Here is a 15,849-nt window from a genome sequence, read left to right as displayed (position 1 = left end):
GTTGGGGCGGCTTTAAGTTGTGCCGTCAACGGCCGGCTTAGCGCTTGCGCAGCAGGCGCAGGGCGTTGGCGGTGACCAGGGCGGTGGCGCCGGTGTCGGCCAGCACCGCAATCCACAGGCCGGTGATGCCGAGCAGGCTGGTGACCAGGAAGATGGCCTTGAGCCCCAGCGCCAGCGCTATGTTCTGGTGGATGTTGGCCAGTGCCGCGCGCGAGAGCCGGATCATGGCGGCGACCCCGCCGAGCTGGTTGTGGGTCAGCGCCGCATCGGCGGTCTCCAGCGCCACGTCGGTACCGCCCCCCATGGCGATGCCGATGCTGGCCCGCTTCATGGCCGGCGCGTCGTTGATGCCGTCGCCGATCATCGCGACTTTCTGGCTGAGGCCGAGCTTGGCGATTTCATCGACCTTGCCCTCCGGCAGCAGGCCGGCGCGCCAGCCCATGCCGAGCTCACCGGCGATGGCCTCGGCGGCGCGGGGGTTGTCACCGGTCAGCATGATGCTCTGCAGGCCGAGCTGGTTGAGCTCTTGCAGCGCCGCCGCCGCTTCCGGCCGGATCTGGTCGCGCAGGGCCAGCAGGGCGGCCGGGGCGGCGTCAGGCTGACCGAGCACCACCACCGTCTTGCCTTGCTGCTCCAGGGTGGCGACCCGGGCCTGCATCGCTGCATCCAGGGTGGCGACCCGGCTCGGCGCCAGCAGTTGCCAGAGGGTGCCGTCGATGCGACCTTCCACGCCCATGCCGGGCAGGGCGCGCAGCGCCTGGGCCGCGGCGAGGCTGAGGCCCCGTTCGCTGGCCGCGGTCACCACTGCGCGGGCCAGCGGGTGGTGGGAGCCCTGCTCGATGGCTGCCGCCAGCGCCAGCAGTTCGGCCTCCGGCTGGCCATTGAGGCTCACCAGCTCGGTCAGCTGCGGCTTGCCCAGGGTCAGGGTGCCTGTCTTGTCAAAGGCCACGGTATCGATATGGGCGAGGCGCTCCAGCGCGGCGCCCCCCTTGATGAGGGCCCCCTGTCGGGTGGCTGCCGCCAGCGCCGAGGTGACCGCCGCCGGGGTGGAGATGACCAGGGCGCAGGGGCAACCGATCAGCAGCAGCGCCAGCCCGCGATAGACCCACTCGTCCCAGCTCTGGCCGAAGGCGAGCGGCGGTACCAGCACCACCAGCAGGGCGACCAGCATCATGGCCGGGGTATACCAGCGGCTGAAGCGGTCGATGAAGCGCTCGATAGGGGCGCGCTGGGTCTCGGCCTCTTCGATGAGATGCAGGATACGGTCGATGGCGTTGTTGCCGGGCTCGGACACCACCTCGAGGCGCAGCACCCGATCCGCCGCCAGACTGCCGGCGGGGACTTTGTCACCCTGACGGCGCTCCACCGGGATGGATTCGCCGGTCAGGGCGCTCTCGTCAAAGGCGCCGAGGGCGTCGAGCAGGCGGGCATCGGCGGCCAGGCGGGCGCCCGGGGCGATTTCGATGATGTCACCGGGACGCAGCTGGTCGGCAGCGACTTCTTCCCGCACTTCGCCATCGGCAGTGGTGCGGATGCGCAGCGCCTTGTCGGGCACCAGCGCCATCAGGGCGGTGACCCCGGCGCGGGCGCGGCCGGCGGCGTAGGCCTCCAGATGTTCGCCCAGCATGAACAGCAGCAGCACCATGGCCGCTTCGGCGGTTTCGCCGAGGAACAGGGCCCCCACGGCGGCGACCGTCATCAGGGTTTCGATGGCGAAGGGGGTGCCGCTCTTGGTCAGCGCCCACGCCTTGCGGGAGATGGGCCACAGGCCCCAGAGGGTGGCCAGGGTAAACAGCGGCTGACCGATCTGGCTCGGCAGCAGGGCCGCCACCAGCATCAGGCCGGCCAGCGACAGCGGCTGCCAATACTTGGCGAGCAGGGTCTGCAGCGGGCCGCGCTCGCGGCCGGGCTCCTGTTTGCCGCTGCGCTCGCCCTTGAGCTGGAAGCCGGCGGCCAGTACGGCGGCGGTAACGGGATCGGGGGAGAGGCCGGGGGCCAGATCCACCACCAGCTTCTCGGTGGCAAACAGCACGCGGGCCTGTTGCACGCCGCTCACCCGGCTGACGGCGGTCTCTATTTTGCGGGCGCAGCTGGGGCAGTCCATCCCCAGCACCTGCCAGCTGTGGCGGCGGCTGTTCTGCTCGGGGGCGTCCAGCGGAGGCTCTGCCACGGCGGCATGCTCATGGTGGTCGTGCTCCCCGTCATGGGCATGCTGGGCATGGGCGGGCGGCGGAGTGGCGCAACAACCCCCTCTGGGGGGCTCTTCCCCCTCGGGAGCGTCGCTGGCGGCATGATCCTGATGATCATGGGGGGCCTGACTCGCGCAGCAGCTGACCGGTGCGGCCTGGTCGCAGCAGTGGCTGTCGTGCTGGTGCTCGGCCTGGGGGGCCGCTGTCTTGCTGACGGCCTTGATGGGGGCGGCGGCGTGTTGATGGCTGCAGCAGGATTTGCTCATGATGAGTTCCTCTTGGATGGATCCCGCCGGTGCGAGATCTTCGATAACTGAGCCGAGTGTAAACCTTGGTGTTAAGTCCAAGGTCAAGCCCATTTCTCCCGCTCCTCGCAACAGGCTGCCGGCAGAGGTGATATCCCTGTGGTTGACGGGTGTTTGTCCCCGCCCGGCAGGCCTATACTGGAGGGCCTGATCCTCCCTCGATAATCAAGGACATAACATGAGCAATTCCGTTACCCTGCAAGGCAATCCCGTTTCCGTCGCCGGTCACTTCCCGGTTGCCGGCGAGCAGGCCAAGCCGTTCTCCCTGGTGGCCAAGGATCTCTCCGATCTGACCCTGGCGAGCTTCGCCGGTCAGCGCAAGATCCTGAACATCTTCCCGAGCGTCGATACTCCGACCTGTGCCACTTCCGTGCGCAAGTTCAACGAGCAGGCCAGCGCGCTGAACAACGCCGTGGTGCTGTGCATCTCCGCCGACCTGCCGTTCGCCCAGTCCCGCTTCTGCGGCGCCGAAGGGCTGGACAAGGTAGTGACCCTCTCCACCCTGCGTGGTGCCGCCTTCCTGCAGGACTACGGCGTGGCCTTCTCCTCCGGCCCGCTGGTGGGTCTGGCTGCCCGTGCCATCGTGGTGCTGGATGAAGAGAACAAGGTGCTGCACAGCGAGCTGGTGGCCGAAGTCGCCGACGAGCCGAACTACGCCGCCGCCCTGGCCGTACTGTAAACAGGCTGACTGACAAAAATCCCGCCGGGGCATGGCCCCGGCGGGATTTTTTTATGGGTGGTCGCCGTCAGGGCGTCTTGTTGCCAGCAGCGGCCGGCAGGGGGTGGGGTTGCCACTCGACATAGGGGCGGTGCAGCCTTGAGTCGATCTCTGCCAGCTTGCCGGAGGCGGCGAGCCTCTCGATCGCCTCGCCGAGGAAGCGATCCACCTCGTCGCCGGTAGGCCCCTTGGCGATGATGAAGACATCCTCGAAATCCCCCAGGTGTTCCCGGTGAATGTTGGTCAGTTTGAGCTGGCGCAGCATCAGGTCGGCCTCCTCCTGGGCCCAGATGAAGGCGTCGATGCGCCCGCGCGCGAGCTTGCGCAGGGACTGCTCTATGCTCATCGACCGTTGCAGCGGAATGGGCAGAAAGCCGGGGGTCGCCTCGATCAGCAGATCCCGTTTGGTGGGCACTATGCCGTAGGCCATGTCGGGGGTGATGAGGTGGTCGGTATTGCTGTAGAGCACGTGGGTGACCTTGCCGAAGCTGCGGGTGCTGAAGCGATAGGGCAGCAGGTCGGCATCCTGCAGATTGCGGATGGCGGGCAGGCTGAAATCGGCGGTGCCGGCGATCACCCCGGCCATGGCCCGGGCGAGGGGATAGATGGTGATCCGGATGCTCACCTCGGGGTAGAGATCATCGATGGCGCGCACCAGATCGACGAAGGGACCGGTCTTGTCGGCGTTGATGAGCCCCGGCAGCTCGCCGAGGTGGGCGTTGAGGATGCGTACCGGTTTGGCGGCGGGAGCGGTCGCCGTGTCGGCGCGGGAGAGGCTGAGGCTGGCCAGCCCCGTCAGGCAAAGCAGCAGCAACAGCAGCAGAGAGGGATGTCTGGTCATGGTCTGGTCACGTCCCAGGGGGAGGTTCCCTGAAGTGTAGTCAGGCCAGCTTTGCTCATGGCGGGCCGTGAGTGGGCCCGTGGCCGCGATGGATGGGATTTTACTTATGGTCGGCCGCTCACTAGACTTCGCCCCCACCTTCCTATTCTGTCGATAGCTGCGTAGCCCCATGACTTTTGATGAACTTGCCCTCGCCCCCGCCCTGCTGGCGACCTTGCCCGCCGACCTCAAGCGCCCGACCCGGGTGCAGAAACTGGCCATTCCCGCCGCGCTGGCGGGTCGGGATCTGCTGGCACTGGCCCGCACCGGCAGCGGCAAGACCCTGGCATTCGGCCTGCCGCTGCTGCAGCGCCTCGATCCGGCCTGCGATCGGGTGCAGGGGCTGGTGCTGGTGCCGACCCGCGAGCTGGCGGTGCAGGTGAGCGAGGCGTTGCAGGGTCCGGCCGCCGGGCTGGGTCTGCGGCTGGTGACCCTGTGCGGCGGGGTGGCGCAAGAGCTGCAACAGGCCGAACTGGCGTTGGGGCCGCAACTGCTGGTGGCGACCCCGGGGCGGCTGCGGGATCTGCTGGCACAGCAACTGCTGGGACTGAGCCAGCTGCGCCATCTGGTGCTGGACGAGGCGGACCGGCTGCTGGAGATGGGCTTCTGGCCCGACATCCAGTGGCTGCTGAATGCCATGCCGGTCGAGCGTCAGACTCTGCTGTTCTCGGCCACCCTGCCGGCCGAGCTGGATGCGCTGGCGACCGGTCTGCTGAACGAGCCGGTGCGGGTGGAGGCGGATCCCCGCAACAGCGTGGCCGACGACATCGAGGAGCGCCTCTATCTGGTCAACAAGAGCAGCAAGGTGCCGGCGCTCATCAGCCTGCTCAAGGCCCACGAGTGGCCGCAGGTACTGGTCTTCATCAGCGCGCGGGACGACGCCGACGGGGTGGCCCGCAAGCTGGCCAAGGCGGGCATCGCGGTGGCGGCCCTGCACGGCGAGAAGGAGCAGGCGGTGCGCGAGCAGGCGCTCGGCGACTTCAAGGCGGGCAAGGTGCGAGTGCTGGTGGCCACCGATCTGATGGCGCGTGGCATTCACGTGGAGGCGCTGCCGCTGGTGATCAACCTGGATCTGCCCGCCAGCGCCCCCGTCTACGTGCACCGCATCGGCCGTACCGCCCGGGCCGGACGCAGCGGGCTCGCCATCTCGCTCACCTGCCATGGCGAGGCCGACACCCTGGCGGCGATCCGCACCCTCACCGGCCGCGAGTTGCCGCTGGCCGAGCTCGCCGGTTTCCCGGTCACCGATCAGCCAGCCAGCGGGGAGGGCAAGCGCGCCCCCCGTGACAAGCAGGCCAATCGTCGCACCCAGGCCAAGCGCAGCGCCAAACAGTTCAAGAGCAAGGGCTGAGGTCATTGCTGCCGCCTTGCTCCGTTTCGCGACAAGCAAGGTGATCACAACGTCGCACCCAGGCCAAACGCAGCGTCAAACAGTTCAAGAGCAAGGGCTGACCAGCTCTGCCCGCTTGGGCAGTACCAAAGGACGCCCGTTTCACTATGCTCCATGGGTTCAACCACGGAGGGATAGGCAATGGCGAGTCTGGTGATGGGGCCCCTGCTGGGGCTCGAAGCGGAGACGCAATACAGCATCTGTTTTTTGGCGGGGCCTGACTGCAAGGGCGCCGGTGTCAGGATCAACGGCAGCCTGCTGGCCGCCGGCAAGCAGGCGGATACCCCCAGGGGCGGCTTCTGGCGGGTCAGCTGGACGGCAACCCCGGCCGAGGCGGGTTCGAGCGTGGAGTACCAGATCCTGCTGGACGGGGAGCCCGCCCGGGATCTGGCCAGTGAGGATCGCTGGCAGTTTCATCTGCCTGGGTCGGCGGAGCGGGTGCGCATCGGGTACGCCTCCTGCAACGGTTTTTCCGACTTCAAGCTGCTCACCTCCACCCCGCAGCCCTATGTGATGTGGGACAAGCTGGCTGCCGAGCACGCCACGCACCCCTTCTCGCTGCTGCTGATGGGGGGCGATCAGGTCTATGCCGACTCCCTCTGGACCACGGTGCCCAGCCTCAAGGCCTGGAACGAGCTGGACATGGCGGAGAAGGTCAAACGCAAGGCGACTCGCACCATGGAGGAGCAGCTCGATCGCTTTTACTGCGATCTCTACTGCAAGCAGTGGGGGCGGCCCGAGGTGGCGCGCCTGCTGGCCCGGATCCCGAGCGCCATGATGTGGGATGATCACGACATCTTCGATGGCTGGGGCAGCTATCCCGAGTCGCCAGACAATCTGCAGGGCTGCGATGTCTACCGGGTCATCTATGCCGCTGCGTCCCGCTATTTCCGGCTGTTCCAGCTGCGCTCCGTTGCCAACGTCTCCCTGCTGGACCCGGTCAAGCTGGGCCACCACTCCTGGCGGCTGAGTTTTCGGGGCTACCAGATCCTGGCGCTGGACAACCGGGCCAATCGGACCCGCGCCCAGGTGATGAGCCCGTCCCAGTGGGATCAGATCAACGACGCGCTGGCCACCTGCGACGCGGGCCATCTGCTGGTGCTGGCGGGGGTGCCTGTGGTCTATCGCGACTTCTCCTTCACCGAGGCGGCGCTGGATGCCACCCCCTGGGAGGAGGAGCTGACCGACGATCTCAAGGATCACTGGCGGGCCAAGGATCATCAGGGGGAGCGGGCCCGGCTCATCATGCGGCTGCTGGACAACGCCAAGCTCCGGCGCCAGCAGGATGCTGGCGGCAAGACCCTGATCCTCTCCGGCGACGTGCACGTGGGCTGCCTCGGGGTGATCCAGGACAAGCGGGACGGGGTGCTCAACGTGCATCAACTGGTCTCCTCCGGTATCGTCCACCCCTGTCCCACCCAGTTCCAGTGGATGGGGATCCTCGCCATGACCAACGACGATGCCGAGTACCTCGACGAGAACCGGCTGATCCGCGCCGAGCTTATCAAGCCGTTCGGCGCCCCCGTCTACCTGCGTACCCGCAACTTCGCCACCCTGCTGATGGGCACCGACAACAAGCTGTGGGCCAACTGGCATTGCGAGAACGGACTGGCGGCCAGCTACCCGCTGGCCTGATGGCGGGAAAATGCGAAGGGCCCTGACGGGCCCTTTTTCTTGTCGGGGTCAGATTCCCCAAGCCGTTGCCTGCTCAGGGCTGATCCGGCGTCTGGGCAAAGAAATCGCGCCGAAACTGGCCGAGTACCGCCTCCCTGTGCAGCTGCCAGCTTGCCTCGTCCATGTTGCCCCGGCTGGCCGCCAACTGCTGCTCCAGCTCGGTCAGCTGCTGCTGGTAGTGGCTGCGCTGCGTCAGCTGCTGTTGTCGGCTGGCGGCAAACTGCACGGTCGCTTCGGCCTGCCCGGTCGGCAGGAAGTGGCGAGCCAGGGTCGCCAGCGCCTCGTCCCCCCACAGCTGGCGCGCCTGCTGCAAGCGGGCGGCCGGATTGAACAGCTCAGCCGCCAGATCCGGGTGCTCCGCCGCCCACTCATCCTGCAAGTGGGTGAGGGCGGCCAGTCGCTCGGCCAGCGGCAGCTGCTCGTGCTCCTGCGCCAACTGCTCGAGTGCCAGGGCGTAGCGCCCCTGCAGCCGAAACAGGCTCTCCCCCTCGCTCAACCATTGGGCCTCTATCGCCTCCAGATTGGCGAGCCGTTCAGCCAGCGGCTGCTCGCTGTCGCTCACCTCGCTGGCGAGCTGCCGGTTCATCTCGTCCGGCAGCTCGCGCCAGCTGGCAGGTGCAGGTGCAGGGCCGGCTGGCTCGGTGGTAGCGGCAACCGGGCCGGTCGCGGGGGTCAATGGCGGCTGTGTCTGTGGCGCCTCTGCGGCGGCTGGCTGAGCGAGCTGGCCGGTGTGTGCCGGCTGCTTCGGCGCCTCCTGCCAGCTTAGGTTGAGCAGCAACAAGGCCAGCACCGCCAGTGCCAGCAAGCCGTAGCGGCGCTTCATCGGCTGATCTCTCCCTTGACCGGGAAGTGATCGGAGAGGTTGCTGGCGGGCCAGAGGCTGCCATCGCTGCTGCGCGGGATCCAGACGCTGTTGAGGTTGTGGCGCACGGCGCCGTATTCCCGGCTCACCACCAGATAGTCGAGGTACTCCACGTTGGCACCGCCGGAGAGCGGGCCGCCGGCATAGGGGTTGATCCTGGGATCGAAGGTGGCCTCGGTGTAGCCGCCATAACCCGGCTCGTCGGCGTTGAGGTTGGCCAGCATGCCGGCGTAGTCGTCGGCAAACTTGCGCTTGTTGACGTTGAAGTCGCCGCCGTAGATGACGGTGTCGCTGGCAGGGATCTTCAGGCTGGCGGCCAGGGTGCGGATCTGGCCGAACTGGATCTGGCGCAGCTTGCGCGCCTCGTCGGTGTCGAAGCTGGCGGTGTGGGTGGCGAACAGGTGCCAGGCCTTGCCCCCCTTGATCACCTCCGCATACATCACCCCCTTGTCGGCGAAGCAGTCGGTGCCGGTGCACTGGGGATAGACCAGCTGGGCCTCGCGCACTATGGGATAGCGGCTGACGATCACCACGCCGCCATCGTGGATGTTGACCCCCGGCTTGTCGAGCACCCTGGTCTGATACGGATACTCCTTGGCCAGTGCCTGCAGGAAGCCCTCGCGGCGGCCATCGAACACCTCCTGCAACAGCAGGGCGTCATAACCCTTGAGGTATTCGGGCAGCAGCGCCAGCCGCTCGCCGATGCTGGAGGCGATCACCGGCAGCGCCCAGACGTTATAGCTGGCCACCTTCAATCTGGCTTCGTCAGCTTCGGGCTGCTCCACCTGCCTGGGCGGGGTGAGCATGTAGTGCAGATCGTCGTAGCGGCCGGTGAACTTGGCAGCGAAGGCCAGCTCCTGTGGCCCGCTCAGGCGGTGGATGGTGCGATCGCTCTGCCAGCCGGAGTTGTCTGCCGGCGTCTCGCCGCCGTGTTGCAGGGTGCTGTTCCACCAGGTGCCTTCCATCTTCTGGTTGAGGCGATAGGTGTCACCGCCGGGAGTGGTGACCCGGGTTTCGAACAGATAGCTCTTGCCCGCCTTCACCCCCTCGTAGCGGTTGAAGCTGAGCACCATGGCGCTCTCCCAGGGGCCCAGCTCGGTTCTGTGCTGAAGCCACTGGCTGCCGGCCTGCAGCTGGCCGGAGCCGCTCTGGCGGATCTCCAGCTGGACCGGATCCGGGCTGTTGTTGGTGAGGTAGACGTCGGTGTCGGCCAGCGCCTGCAGCGGAAACTGGCTGGCCAGCAGCAGGGCGGCATAACTGAGGGGTTTGTGCATCATGAAGTCCTTTTGGTGGAGGCACGCTGGAAAGTGACTGTTATGGCGGGCACAGAGGTCATTTCATTTGCATTTTTGTTACAAATAAATGAAAGGCCCCATATGGGGAGGTGTTAACCCATGGGGTTGGCAACGGCCAAAGGGACGGGGGAGGTCAGGACAAACTGGGTGAAGCGGGCGTGCCGGGCGGCACGCCCTTGCAAGGCGGTCAGTGTTGGAACTGGTTGATCAGGCGGGAGAGGGCATGCAGCCGCTCCACCAGCAGGGTGATGCCGTCGAGGGCCTGGCGGCTGTTGTCGGCGGTGTGGCTGGCCAGTTGATGGATCTGGTGGATGCCCTTGTCCAGGGTGCTGGTGACATCCGCCTGCTGGCTGACGGCCTGGGCAATCTCGTCGCTGGTATGGGTGACCCGGGACAGCATGCGGTTGATCTGGTTGAGCACCTCGGCGGTGGTCCCCACGTGCTGCTGGCAGCGGTCCGAAGTCTGGGCGCCCTGGCTCATGCCGTCGGCCAGCTGACGGGTCGTCTGCTGCAGCGCCTGGATCATCTCGTTGATCTCGCCGGTGGAGCTGCGGGTCTTCTGGGCCAGCGCCCGGATCTCGTCGGCCACCACCGCAAAACCACGCCCCTGCTCGCCGGCCCGCGCTGCCTCGATGGCCGCGTTGAGGGAGAGCAGGTTGGTCTGATCGGCGATCTGGCTGATCACCTCCAGGATCCCGCTGATCTTCTGGCTGTCGCCAGTCAGCCGGGCCAGCACGGCGTGGTTGGCATCGAGCTCATGATGGAGCTGATCGACCGAAGACTGGGTGGTGGCCAGCGCCCGCAACCCCTCGGCGGAGACCTGCTGCACCTCGCCCACCAGTTCGCTGGCCTGATGGGCGTTGCTCGCCACGTCGCGAATGGAGTGGCTGAGCTCGGTGATGGCGGCGGCCAGCTGCTCGCTCTGGGCCCGCTGCTGCTGCAGGTGGATGTCGATGGTCTGGATATTGCCCCTGTCATCTTCGGCGGCCTGCAGGATCTGCTGGTTGGTGTCGGCGCTGCGCCCCACCACCGCCTTGAGCTCGGCCCGCTTCATGCGCAGCGCCAGCTCCAGGGCCGCCAGGGTGTCCCGCCGCCTGGTGTAGAGCACCTGGCAAAGCGGGGTGCCCATCTCTTCGCCAGCCGTATGAGCCAGCCGGTTGAGCCGCTGCTGCAGGCGCCAGCCGTGCAGCATCTGGGCCAGCAGGGCCAGTGCGCCTGGCGCTCCCCACAGCGGATTGCCGCTGATGATGGCTGCCAACAGGGTGAGCAGGGCGCCGCCCGACAGCAGCAAGGTGAGCAGACCGGGTTCGAGGGCGAGCCGGCTCAGCCAGGGTAGCGCCTTGCCGGCCCGGATGCGGGCGTAGAGCTGCTCCGCCCAGGCGATGTCGTGCTCGCTCGGGCGGGTGCGTACCGACTGGTACTCGATGATCTGTCGCTGTTCGTTGAGGATGGGGGTGACATAGGCGTTGACCCAGTAGAACTTGCCGCTCTTGGCGCGGTTCTTCACCAGCCCCATCCAGCTTTTGCCCTGGCGCAGTCGCTGCCACATGTCGGCAAAGGCGGCCTTGGGCATGTCGGGGTGGCGTACCAGATTGTGGGGCCCCCCCTCCATTTCGGCGGGGTGATAACCGGCCACGTCACAGAAGTGCTGGTTGGCGTAGGTAATGTGGCTGGCGGGGTCGGTCGTCGAGATCAGTGACAGGTGGTCGGGGAAACGTATCTCCCCCTCCCGTTGGGTTGTGGTCATGAGTGCATCCTGATTGAGCCAAGTAACTGATAGATTTGTTTTTATTTTTTGTGATTGTTACCGGCCCATTCTAGGGGGCAGCAAGCGCGCTATCTTGGCTTGGGTCAATTAATCGCCACTCTCGCTTAGCTAAATAGTGCAAATGAAAGGTGCATCTGCGCAGGCGGATGGCAAAGGAGTGGGCGGCATGCTCCAAGGGGGGCAGAGGTTGCAGGCGCCCCGCAGGGGCGCCCGGGATCAGCGGCTGGCCAGCGGGTAGGTAAAGAGGGCCAGGTGGGCGAAGTTGAACAGGAAGTGGATCGCGATGGCGACGCCCAGGCGCCCGCTCAGCAGGAAGGCCAGGCCATAGCAGGCCCCCGCCAGCGCGGCGAACAGCACCAGCAGCGGGCCACCGGCCAGGTGGGCGGCGCCGAACAGCAGGCTGGCCACCAGCACCCCAAGCCAGCGCCGGCTGTGTGCGGCGATCCCCTGCTGCAGGAAACCGCGAAACAGCGCCTCTTCCGCCACGCAGGTGAACAGCAGGTTGTTGAGGGCAAACAGCCACCACCAGCCGGGCAGGCCCACCTCGGGCTTGAGGGCTCCCAGCTGCCAGGCGGCGATCAGCAGGGCCGCCAGCGGCACCAGCAGCAGTGCCAGTCTGCGCCACTGAATGGTGCCGCCCGGGCCCAGCAAGGCGGGCCAGGCCAGCAGCAGGCCGAAGAAGACCAGCGGCTTGTCCAGGTTGAGGTACATGTTGAACGGCACGCTGGCGGGGCCGGCCTGCACCTGATCCAGCACCTTCAGGTTGGTGAAGCCGGGGATGAGGTGCAGCATCAGCGCCACCGCCCACAGCAGCACGGCACCCAGGGCGACGGCGCGCCAGGGCTGGGGCAGGGAGGGGGTGCGCCAGGCCAGCAGCAGGCCCGCCGCGCTGGCCAGCAGGGCGACTGGGCTCAGGTGGCCGAGGCCGAGAGCCGCCAGCAGGGCGACGGCCAGCATGATGACGCCGGGCAGCCGTTGCCGGGCCAGACAGAGCAGGACGGCCAGCGCCAGTGCTCCCCAGATGAGTGAATCAGGTAGAGGCAACATTGAGTCTCCAAGGCCGATGAAAGTCCCGCACCTTAACAATGGGACATCCCATGAGACAAGGCTTAATAAGCTGGTCGGATCCCGTGTTCGGCTGGCTGCCAGGGCGCGCGGCCATAAAAAAACCGGAGCAGGGCTCCGGTTTTGGCAAGGGTGACAAGGCGTCTCAGCGGCCGGATTCGGCGATCACCCGGGCAATGATGTCGGCACGCTTGCTGGCTTCCAGCTCGCCCAGGGCGATGAGGCCGGCCTTGAAGATGACGTTCTTCGGCAGGCTGACGTCGTCCAGGGTGGCGATGGCTTCGACGTGCATACCGTTCAGACGGCTGGCATCGCGCGGGCTCAGGTTGACCTGGGTGTTCAGCACCTGCTTGCCTTTCTTCTTGGCAGGGGCGGCTTTTTTCGGTTGTTCCTGCTCGTCTTCTTCCGGCAGCTCGTCATCAAAATCGTAAATAGACATAGTCAATCCTGTTGGTTAGGCAATGGGGCATGGTTGCCCGATGTCGTTTTTCAGAGGGGTCGATCAGCCCATATCCTCGTTGCGGATAAAGGCGCGCCAGGAGCCGAGCACCTGGGCAAAATCTTCCAGCCCGCACATGGCCAGCTGTTCATCATCGTAGTAGGCGAGATCGTCGAGATCCTCATCCTGCTCGATATTGAGGACGTTGGCTTTCACCTCGGCTTCCTCGTGGGTCAGCAGCAGGGAGTAGTCGCCGCCAAGCAGCCGGTATTCGACGCGAGCCCGGCTGGAGAGCTGATCGATGATGGCGAACAGCTCGTCGAGTTTCTCCTCGTCCTTGCCCACTTCGTCGATCAGCCACTGGCCGATGGCCTCATGGCCCATGGAGAACCGGGCGCGATAACCGCCGAACGGATCGCGGCGAAATTCATAATCCATAGTTCAGTCCATAGCGGAAGGGTGAGTCGTCATGGGCAGGGTAAATCCTGCTCCATGGCGGGGCGCATATAGCGTAAAGTGGCCTATTCTAGCGAGCCCCCCCTCGCTTGTCTTGAAGATGTGGCATCTTTGCCCCGCTACCGGCGCTTTGTGGCCGGTCCGGCCCCCGCTTTGGAGATGTGATGCAGCTAAACGATACCCTCGCGCGCCAGAGAGTCAGTCGGGCGATAAAGATCCTCTCTTCTTCGGCCAACGTGATGAACGAGCCACAGCGACTCATCATCGCCTCAGGCTATTCCCGTTTCGTTCAGCGGAGTACCTATGCAGCTCAATGACACCCTCGCACGGCAGATAGTCAGCCGGGCGATGAAGATCCTCTCTTTTTCGGTCAACGTGATGGACGAGCACGGCCTGATCATCGCGTCCGGCAACCCGGAGCGGCTCCATCAGCGTCATGAGGGGGCCGTGCTGGCGCTGACCGAAAACCGGGTGGTGGAGATCAGCGACGCCACCGCCCGCGAGCTGAAGGGGGTGCGCCCCGGCATCAACCTGCCCATCGCCTATCAGGGGGAGCTGCTCGGGGTCATCGGCATTTCGGGCGATCCGGACGAAGTGCGTGCTTACGCCGAGCTGGTGCGCATGACAGCCGAGCTCATTCTGGAGCAGGCGGCGCTCACCGAACAACTGCAGTGGGACAAGCGCCACAAGGAGGAGCTGGTACTGCAGCTCATCCGTGGTGAAGGACGGGAAGATCAGCTGCAGCAGGCGGCCCGTTTCCTCGGGCTGGATCTGGCCCAGCCGCGGGTGGTGGCGGTGCTGGCGCTGGAGGAGGCCGACCCGGCGCGGCTGCGGGAGCTGGTACACCTGCTGGAAAACCCGGAGCGGGACAACCTGGTGGCCATCAACGGTCTGGACGAGATAGTGGTGCTCAAGCCGGCCCAGCTCAGCGACGGCATCTGGCAGTCGGCGCAGGAGCGCAGCCGCATCAAGCAGCTGCTGGCCCGCATCCCCCACTTTCGGGTACGCATCGGAGTGGGTGATTACTTCGCCGGCACCGGCGGGCTGGCGCGTTCCTACCAGACGGCGCGGGACACCTTGCGCCGTGGCATGCGGCAGGCGCCGCGCAAACAGGTCTATTTCTTCGAGGATTACCGGCTGCCGGTGCTGCTTGGCAGTCTGGCGGACTCCTGGCAGGCGGATCAGCTGCGGGCCCCGCTGCACAAGCTGGCGCAGGAGGACACAAAGGGAACGCTGCAGAAGACGCTGCGCCAATATTTCTTGCAGGATTGTGATCTGCATCCCTGCGCCGAAGCCCTGTTCATCCACCCCAATACCCTGCGCTATCGGCTGACCCGGATTGAGCAGATAACCGGGTTGAATTTCAACAAGTTAGATGACAAGTTTCTGCTCTATCTCGGGTTAAACCTCGACAGCTGATTTGTTCGTTCATACAGAAAGTTGCGTTTTACAACGCTGATATTTGGTTTTTTGACCAAAGCATTCCGATCCCGGATCACCATAATGGCCACCACTCACTCATTTGAAAGGTGCCCGTCATGATCCCTGTATCCGCGCTCGGCGCTCTCGCCGCGCTCTCCATCGCCATCTTCCTGATCCTGAAGAAGGTGCCGCCCGCTTACGGCATGATCGTCGGCGCCCTGGCCGGTGGCCTGATCGGCGGCGCCGATCTGACCCAGACCGTCGCCCTGATGATCGGCGGTGCCCAGGGGATCACCACGGCGGTGATGCGGATCCTGGCGGCGGGCGTGCTGGCCGGCGTACTGATCGAATCGGGCGCCGCCACCACCATCGCCGAGACCATCGTCAAGAAGCTGGGTGAAACCCGCGCCCTGCTGGCGCTGGCCCTGGCCACCCTGATCCTGACTGCGGTCGGCGTGTTCGTGGACGTGGCCGTCATCACGGTCGCCCCCATTGCGCTGGCCATCGCCCGCCGTGCCGACCTCTCCAAGGCGGCCATCCTGCTGGCGATGATCGGCGGCGGCAAGGCGGGCAACGTCATGTCCCCCAACCCCAACGCCATCGCGGCAGCAGATGCCTTCCACCTGCCGCTCACCTCTGTGATGGCGGCCGGTATCATCCCGGGCCTGTTCGGGCTGGTGATGGCCTACTGGCTGGCCAAGCGCCTCAACAACAAGGGCAGCAAGGTCGCCGCCGACGAGGTGGTGAGCTTCAATGGCAGCAAGCTGCCGGGCTTTGCCGCCGCCATCAGTGCGCCGCTGGTGGCCATCCTGCTGCTGGCCCTGCGCCCCATCGCCGGCATAGTCGTGGACCCGCTCATTGCACTGCCCCTCGGCGGCCTGGTCGGCGCCCTGATGATGGGCAAGTTCAGCAAGGTGAACCAGTTTGCCGTCTCCGGCCTGGCCCGCATGGCGCCGGTGGCCATCATGCTGCTGGGTACCGGTACCCTGGCTGGCATCATCGCCAACTCCGGTCTCAAGGATGTGCTGATCAGCGGCCTGACCGCCTCCGGCCTGCCCTCCTACCTGCTGGCCCCCATCTCGGGCGCCCTGATGTCGCTGGCGACCGCCTCGACCACCGCCGGTACCGTGGTGGCCTCCAACGTGTTCAGCTCCACCCTGCTCGAGCTTGGTATCAGCAGCCTGGCGGGGGCCGCCATGATCCACGCCGGTGCTACCGTGTTCGACCACATGCCCCACGGCTCCTTCTTCCATGCCACCGGTGGCAGCGTCCACATGGGCGTGGGTGAGCGGCTCAAGCTCATCCCCTACGAAACCGCGGTCGGTCTGACCATTGCCGCCGTCTCCACCCTGATGTTCGGCGTGTTTGGCCTCGCCTAAGGAATTG

Annotated in this window: 13 protein-coding genes; 5 read left to right on the top strand and 8 right to left on the bottom strand. The window is 66.0% G+C overall.

The features are described from left to right. Nucleotides 1-37: 37 nt before the first annotated feature. Entirely contained in the window at nt 38-2,455 is a 2,418-nt protein-coding gene (locus OKB87_RS05490) for a zinc/cadmium/mercury/lead-transporting ATPase (protein ID WP_270826729.1), read from the bottom strand. A 217-nt stretch (nt 2,456-2,672) separates the two neighbouring features. Here OKB87_RS05490 and tpx point away from each other — a divergent pair, with 217 nt between their 5' ends. Beyond that, nucleotides 2,673-3,173 carry a thiol peroxidase gene (gene tpx / locus OKB87_RS05485; protein ID WP_016349389.1) on the top strand — a complete coding sequence of 167 codons (501 nt, stop codon included), beginning with the start codon at nt 2,673-2,675 and terminating at the stop codon, nt 3,171-3,173. A 67-nt stretch (nt 3,174-3,240) separates the two neighbouring features. On the opposite strand, the gene OKB87_RS05480 is transcribed toward tpx, so the two are convergent. Next, nucleotides 3,241-4,053, bottom strand: coding sequence for an ABC transporter substrate-binding protein (locus tag OKB87_RS05480; RefSeq protein WP_270826727.1), 813 nt, complete (start codon nt 4,051-4,053; stop codon nt 3,241-3,243). A gap of 169 nt (nt 4,054-4,222) precedes the next feature. Between OKB87_RS05480 and OKB87_RS05475 the strand changes: the two genes are divergently transcribed. Both OKB87_RS05475 and OKB87_RS05470 read left to right on the top strand, forming a co-directional pair. Beyond that, nucleotides 4,223-5,443, top strand: coding sequence for a DEAD/DEAH box helicase (locus OKB87_RS05475; RefSeq protein ID WP_270826726.1), 1,221 nt, complete (start codon nt 4,223-4,225; stop codon nt 5,441-5,443). Nucleotides 5,444-5,623: 180 nt separating this feature from the next. Then, complete coding sequence (locus OKB87_RS05470) at nt 5,624-7,117, top strand: alkaline phosphatase D family protein (RefSeq protein ID WP_270826724.1); 1,494 nt, start codon at nt 5,624-5,626, stop codon at nt 7,115-7,117. Between the two features lie 73 nt (nt 7,118-7,190). Here OKB87_RS05470 and OKB87_RS05465 read toward each other — a convergent pair whose 3' ends face one another. The 6 genes from OKB87_RS05465 to OKB87_RS05440 all read right to left on the bottom strand — a co-directional run bounded on the left by OKB87_RS05465 (nt 7,191) and on the right by OKB87_RS05440 (nt 13,023). Continuing rightward, nucleotides 7,191-7,979, bottom strand: coding sequence for a hypothetical protein (locus OKB87_RS05465; protein WP_270826722.1), 789 nt, complete (start codon nt 7,977-7,979; stop codon nt 7,191-7,193). After that, on the bottom strand, nt 7,976-9,292 hold the full coding sequence (locus OKB87_RS05460) for a sphingomyelin phosphodiesterase (protein WP_270826721.1): 1,317 nt from the start codon (nt 9,290-9,292) through the stop codon (nt 7,976-7,978). The genes OKB87_RS05465 and OKB87_RS05460 overlap by 4 nt, the downstream gene beginning before the upstream one ends. A gap of 208 nt (nt 9,293-9,500) precedes the next feature. Next, nucleotides 9,501-11,060 (bottom strand): methyl-accepting chemotaxis protein, encoded by a 1,560-nt coding sequence (locus tag OKB87_RS05455; RefSeq protein WP_270826720.1) that lies wholly within the window; start codon nt 11,058-11,060, stop codon nt 9,501-9,503. A gap of 237 nt (nt 11,061-11,297) precedes the next feature. Beyond that, nucleotides 11,298-12,128 (bottom strand): CPBP family intramembrane glutamic endopeptidase, encoded by an 831-nt coding sequence (locus tag OKB87_RS05450; protein WP_270826719.1) that lies wholly within the window; start codon nt 12,126-12,128, stop codon nt 11,298-11,300. A gap of 163 nt (nt 12,129-12,291) precedes the next feature. Then, nucleotides 12,292-12,585 carry a hypothetical protein gene (locus OKB87_RS05445; protein ID WP_016349397.1) on the bottom strand — a complete coding sequence of 98 codons (294 nt, stop codon included), beginning with the start codon at nt 12,583-12,585 and terminating at the stop codon, nt 12,292-12,294. 63 nt (nt 12,586-12,648) lie between these two features. Further along, nucleotides 12,649-13,023 carry a YacL family protein gene (locus tag OKB87_RS05440; RefSeq protein WP_039214272.1) on the bottom strand — a complete coding sequence of 125 codons (375 nt, stop codon included), beginning with the start codon at nt 13,021-13,023 and terminating at the stop codon, nt 12,649-12,651. 321 nt (nt 13,024-13,344) lie between these two features. On the opposite strand from OKB87_RS05440, the gene OKB87_RS05435 reads away from it, so the two are divergent. Continuing rightward, a complete protein-coding gene (locus OKB87_RS05435; protein ID WP_016349398.1) occupies nt 13,345-14,460 on the top strand; it encodes a sugar diacid recognition domain-containing protein in 1,116 nt (371 codons plus the stop codon). 119 nt (nt 14,461-14,579) lie between these two features. Continuing rightward, on the top strand, nt 14,580-15,842 hold the full coding sequence (locus OKB87_RS05430; RefSeq protein WP_017409005.1) for a GntP family permease: 1,263 nt from the start codon (nt 14,580-14,582) through the stop codon (nt 15,840-15,842). The last annotated feature ends 7 nt before the right edge of the window (nt 15,843-15,849 follow it).

It is taken from the genome of Aeromonas sp. Y318-1 (assembly GCF_027706125.1).
GTDB classification, from domain to species: domain Bacteria; phylum Pseudomonadota; class Gammaproteobacteria; order Enterobacterales; family Aeromonadaceae; genus Aeromonas; species Aeromonas hydrophila.
The sequence above is the reverse complement of the archived record's forward strand: the minus strand, read 5'-3'. Positions and strand labels throughout refer to the sequence as shown.

Bases quoted from the DNA above. Each gene is read 5' to 3' on its own strand.
- OKB87_RS05490 (WP_270826729.1), bottom strand. From the start codon at position 2,455: ATGAGCAAATCCTGCTGCAGCCATCAACACGCCGCCGCCCCCATCAAG.
- tpx (WP_016349389.1), top strand. From the start codon at position 2,673: ATGAGCAATTCCGTTACCCTGCAAGGCAATCCCGTTTCCGTCGCCGGT.
- OKB87_RS05480 (WP_270826727.1), bottom strand. From the start codon at position 4,053: ATGACCAGACATCCCTCTCTGCTGCTGTTGCTGCTGCTTTGCCTGACG.
- OKB87_RS05475 (WP_270826726.1), top strand. From the start codon at position 4,223: ATGACTTTTGATGAACTTGCCCTCGCCCCCGCCCTGCTGGCGACCTTG.
- OKB87_RS05470 (WP_270826724.1), top strand. From the start codon at position 5,624: ATGGCGAGTCTGGTGATGGGGCCCCTGCTGGGGCTCGAAGCGGAGACG.
- OKB87_RS05465 (WP_270826722.1), bottom strand. From the start codon at position 7,979: ATGAAGCGCCGCTACGGCTTGCTGGCACTGGCGGTGCTGGCCTTGTTG.
- OKB87_RS05460 (WP_270826721.1), bottom strand. From the start codon at position 9,292: ATGCACAAACCCCTCAGTTATGCCGCCCTGCTGCTGGCCAGCCAGTTT.
- OKB87_RS05455 (WP_270826720.1), bottom strand. From the start codon at position 11,060: ATGACCACAACCCAACGGGAGGGGGAGATACGTTTCCCCGACCACCTG.
- OKB87_RS05450 (WP_270826719.1), bottom strand. From the start codon at position 12,128: ATGTTGCCTCTACCTGATTCACTCATCTGGGGAGCACTGGCGCTGGCC.
- OKB87_RS05445 (WP_016349397.1), bottom strand. From the start codon at position 12,585: ATGTCTATTTACGATTTTGATGACGAGCTGCCGGAAGAAGACGAGCAG.
- OKB87_RS05440 (WP_039214272.1), bottom strand. From the start codon at position 13,023: ATGGATTATGAATTTCGCCGCGATCCGTTCGGCGGTTATCGCGCCCGG.
- OKB87_RS05435 (WP_016349398.1), top strand. From the start codon at position 13,345: ATGCAGCTCAATGACACCCTCGCACGGCAGATAGTCAGCCGGGCGATG.
- OKB87_RS05430 (WP_017409005.1), top strand. From the start codon at position 14,580: ATGATCCCTGTATCCGCGCTCGGCGCTCTCGCCGCGCTCTCCATCGCC.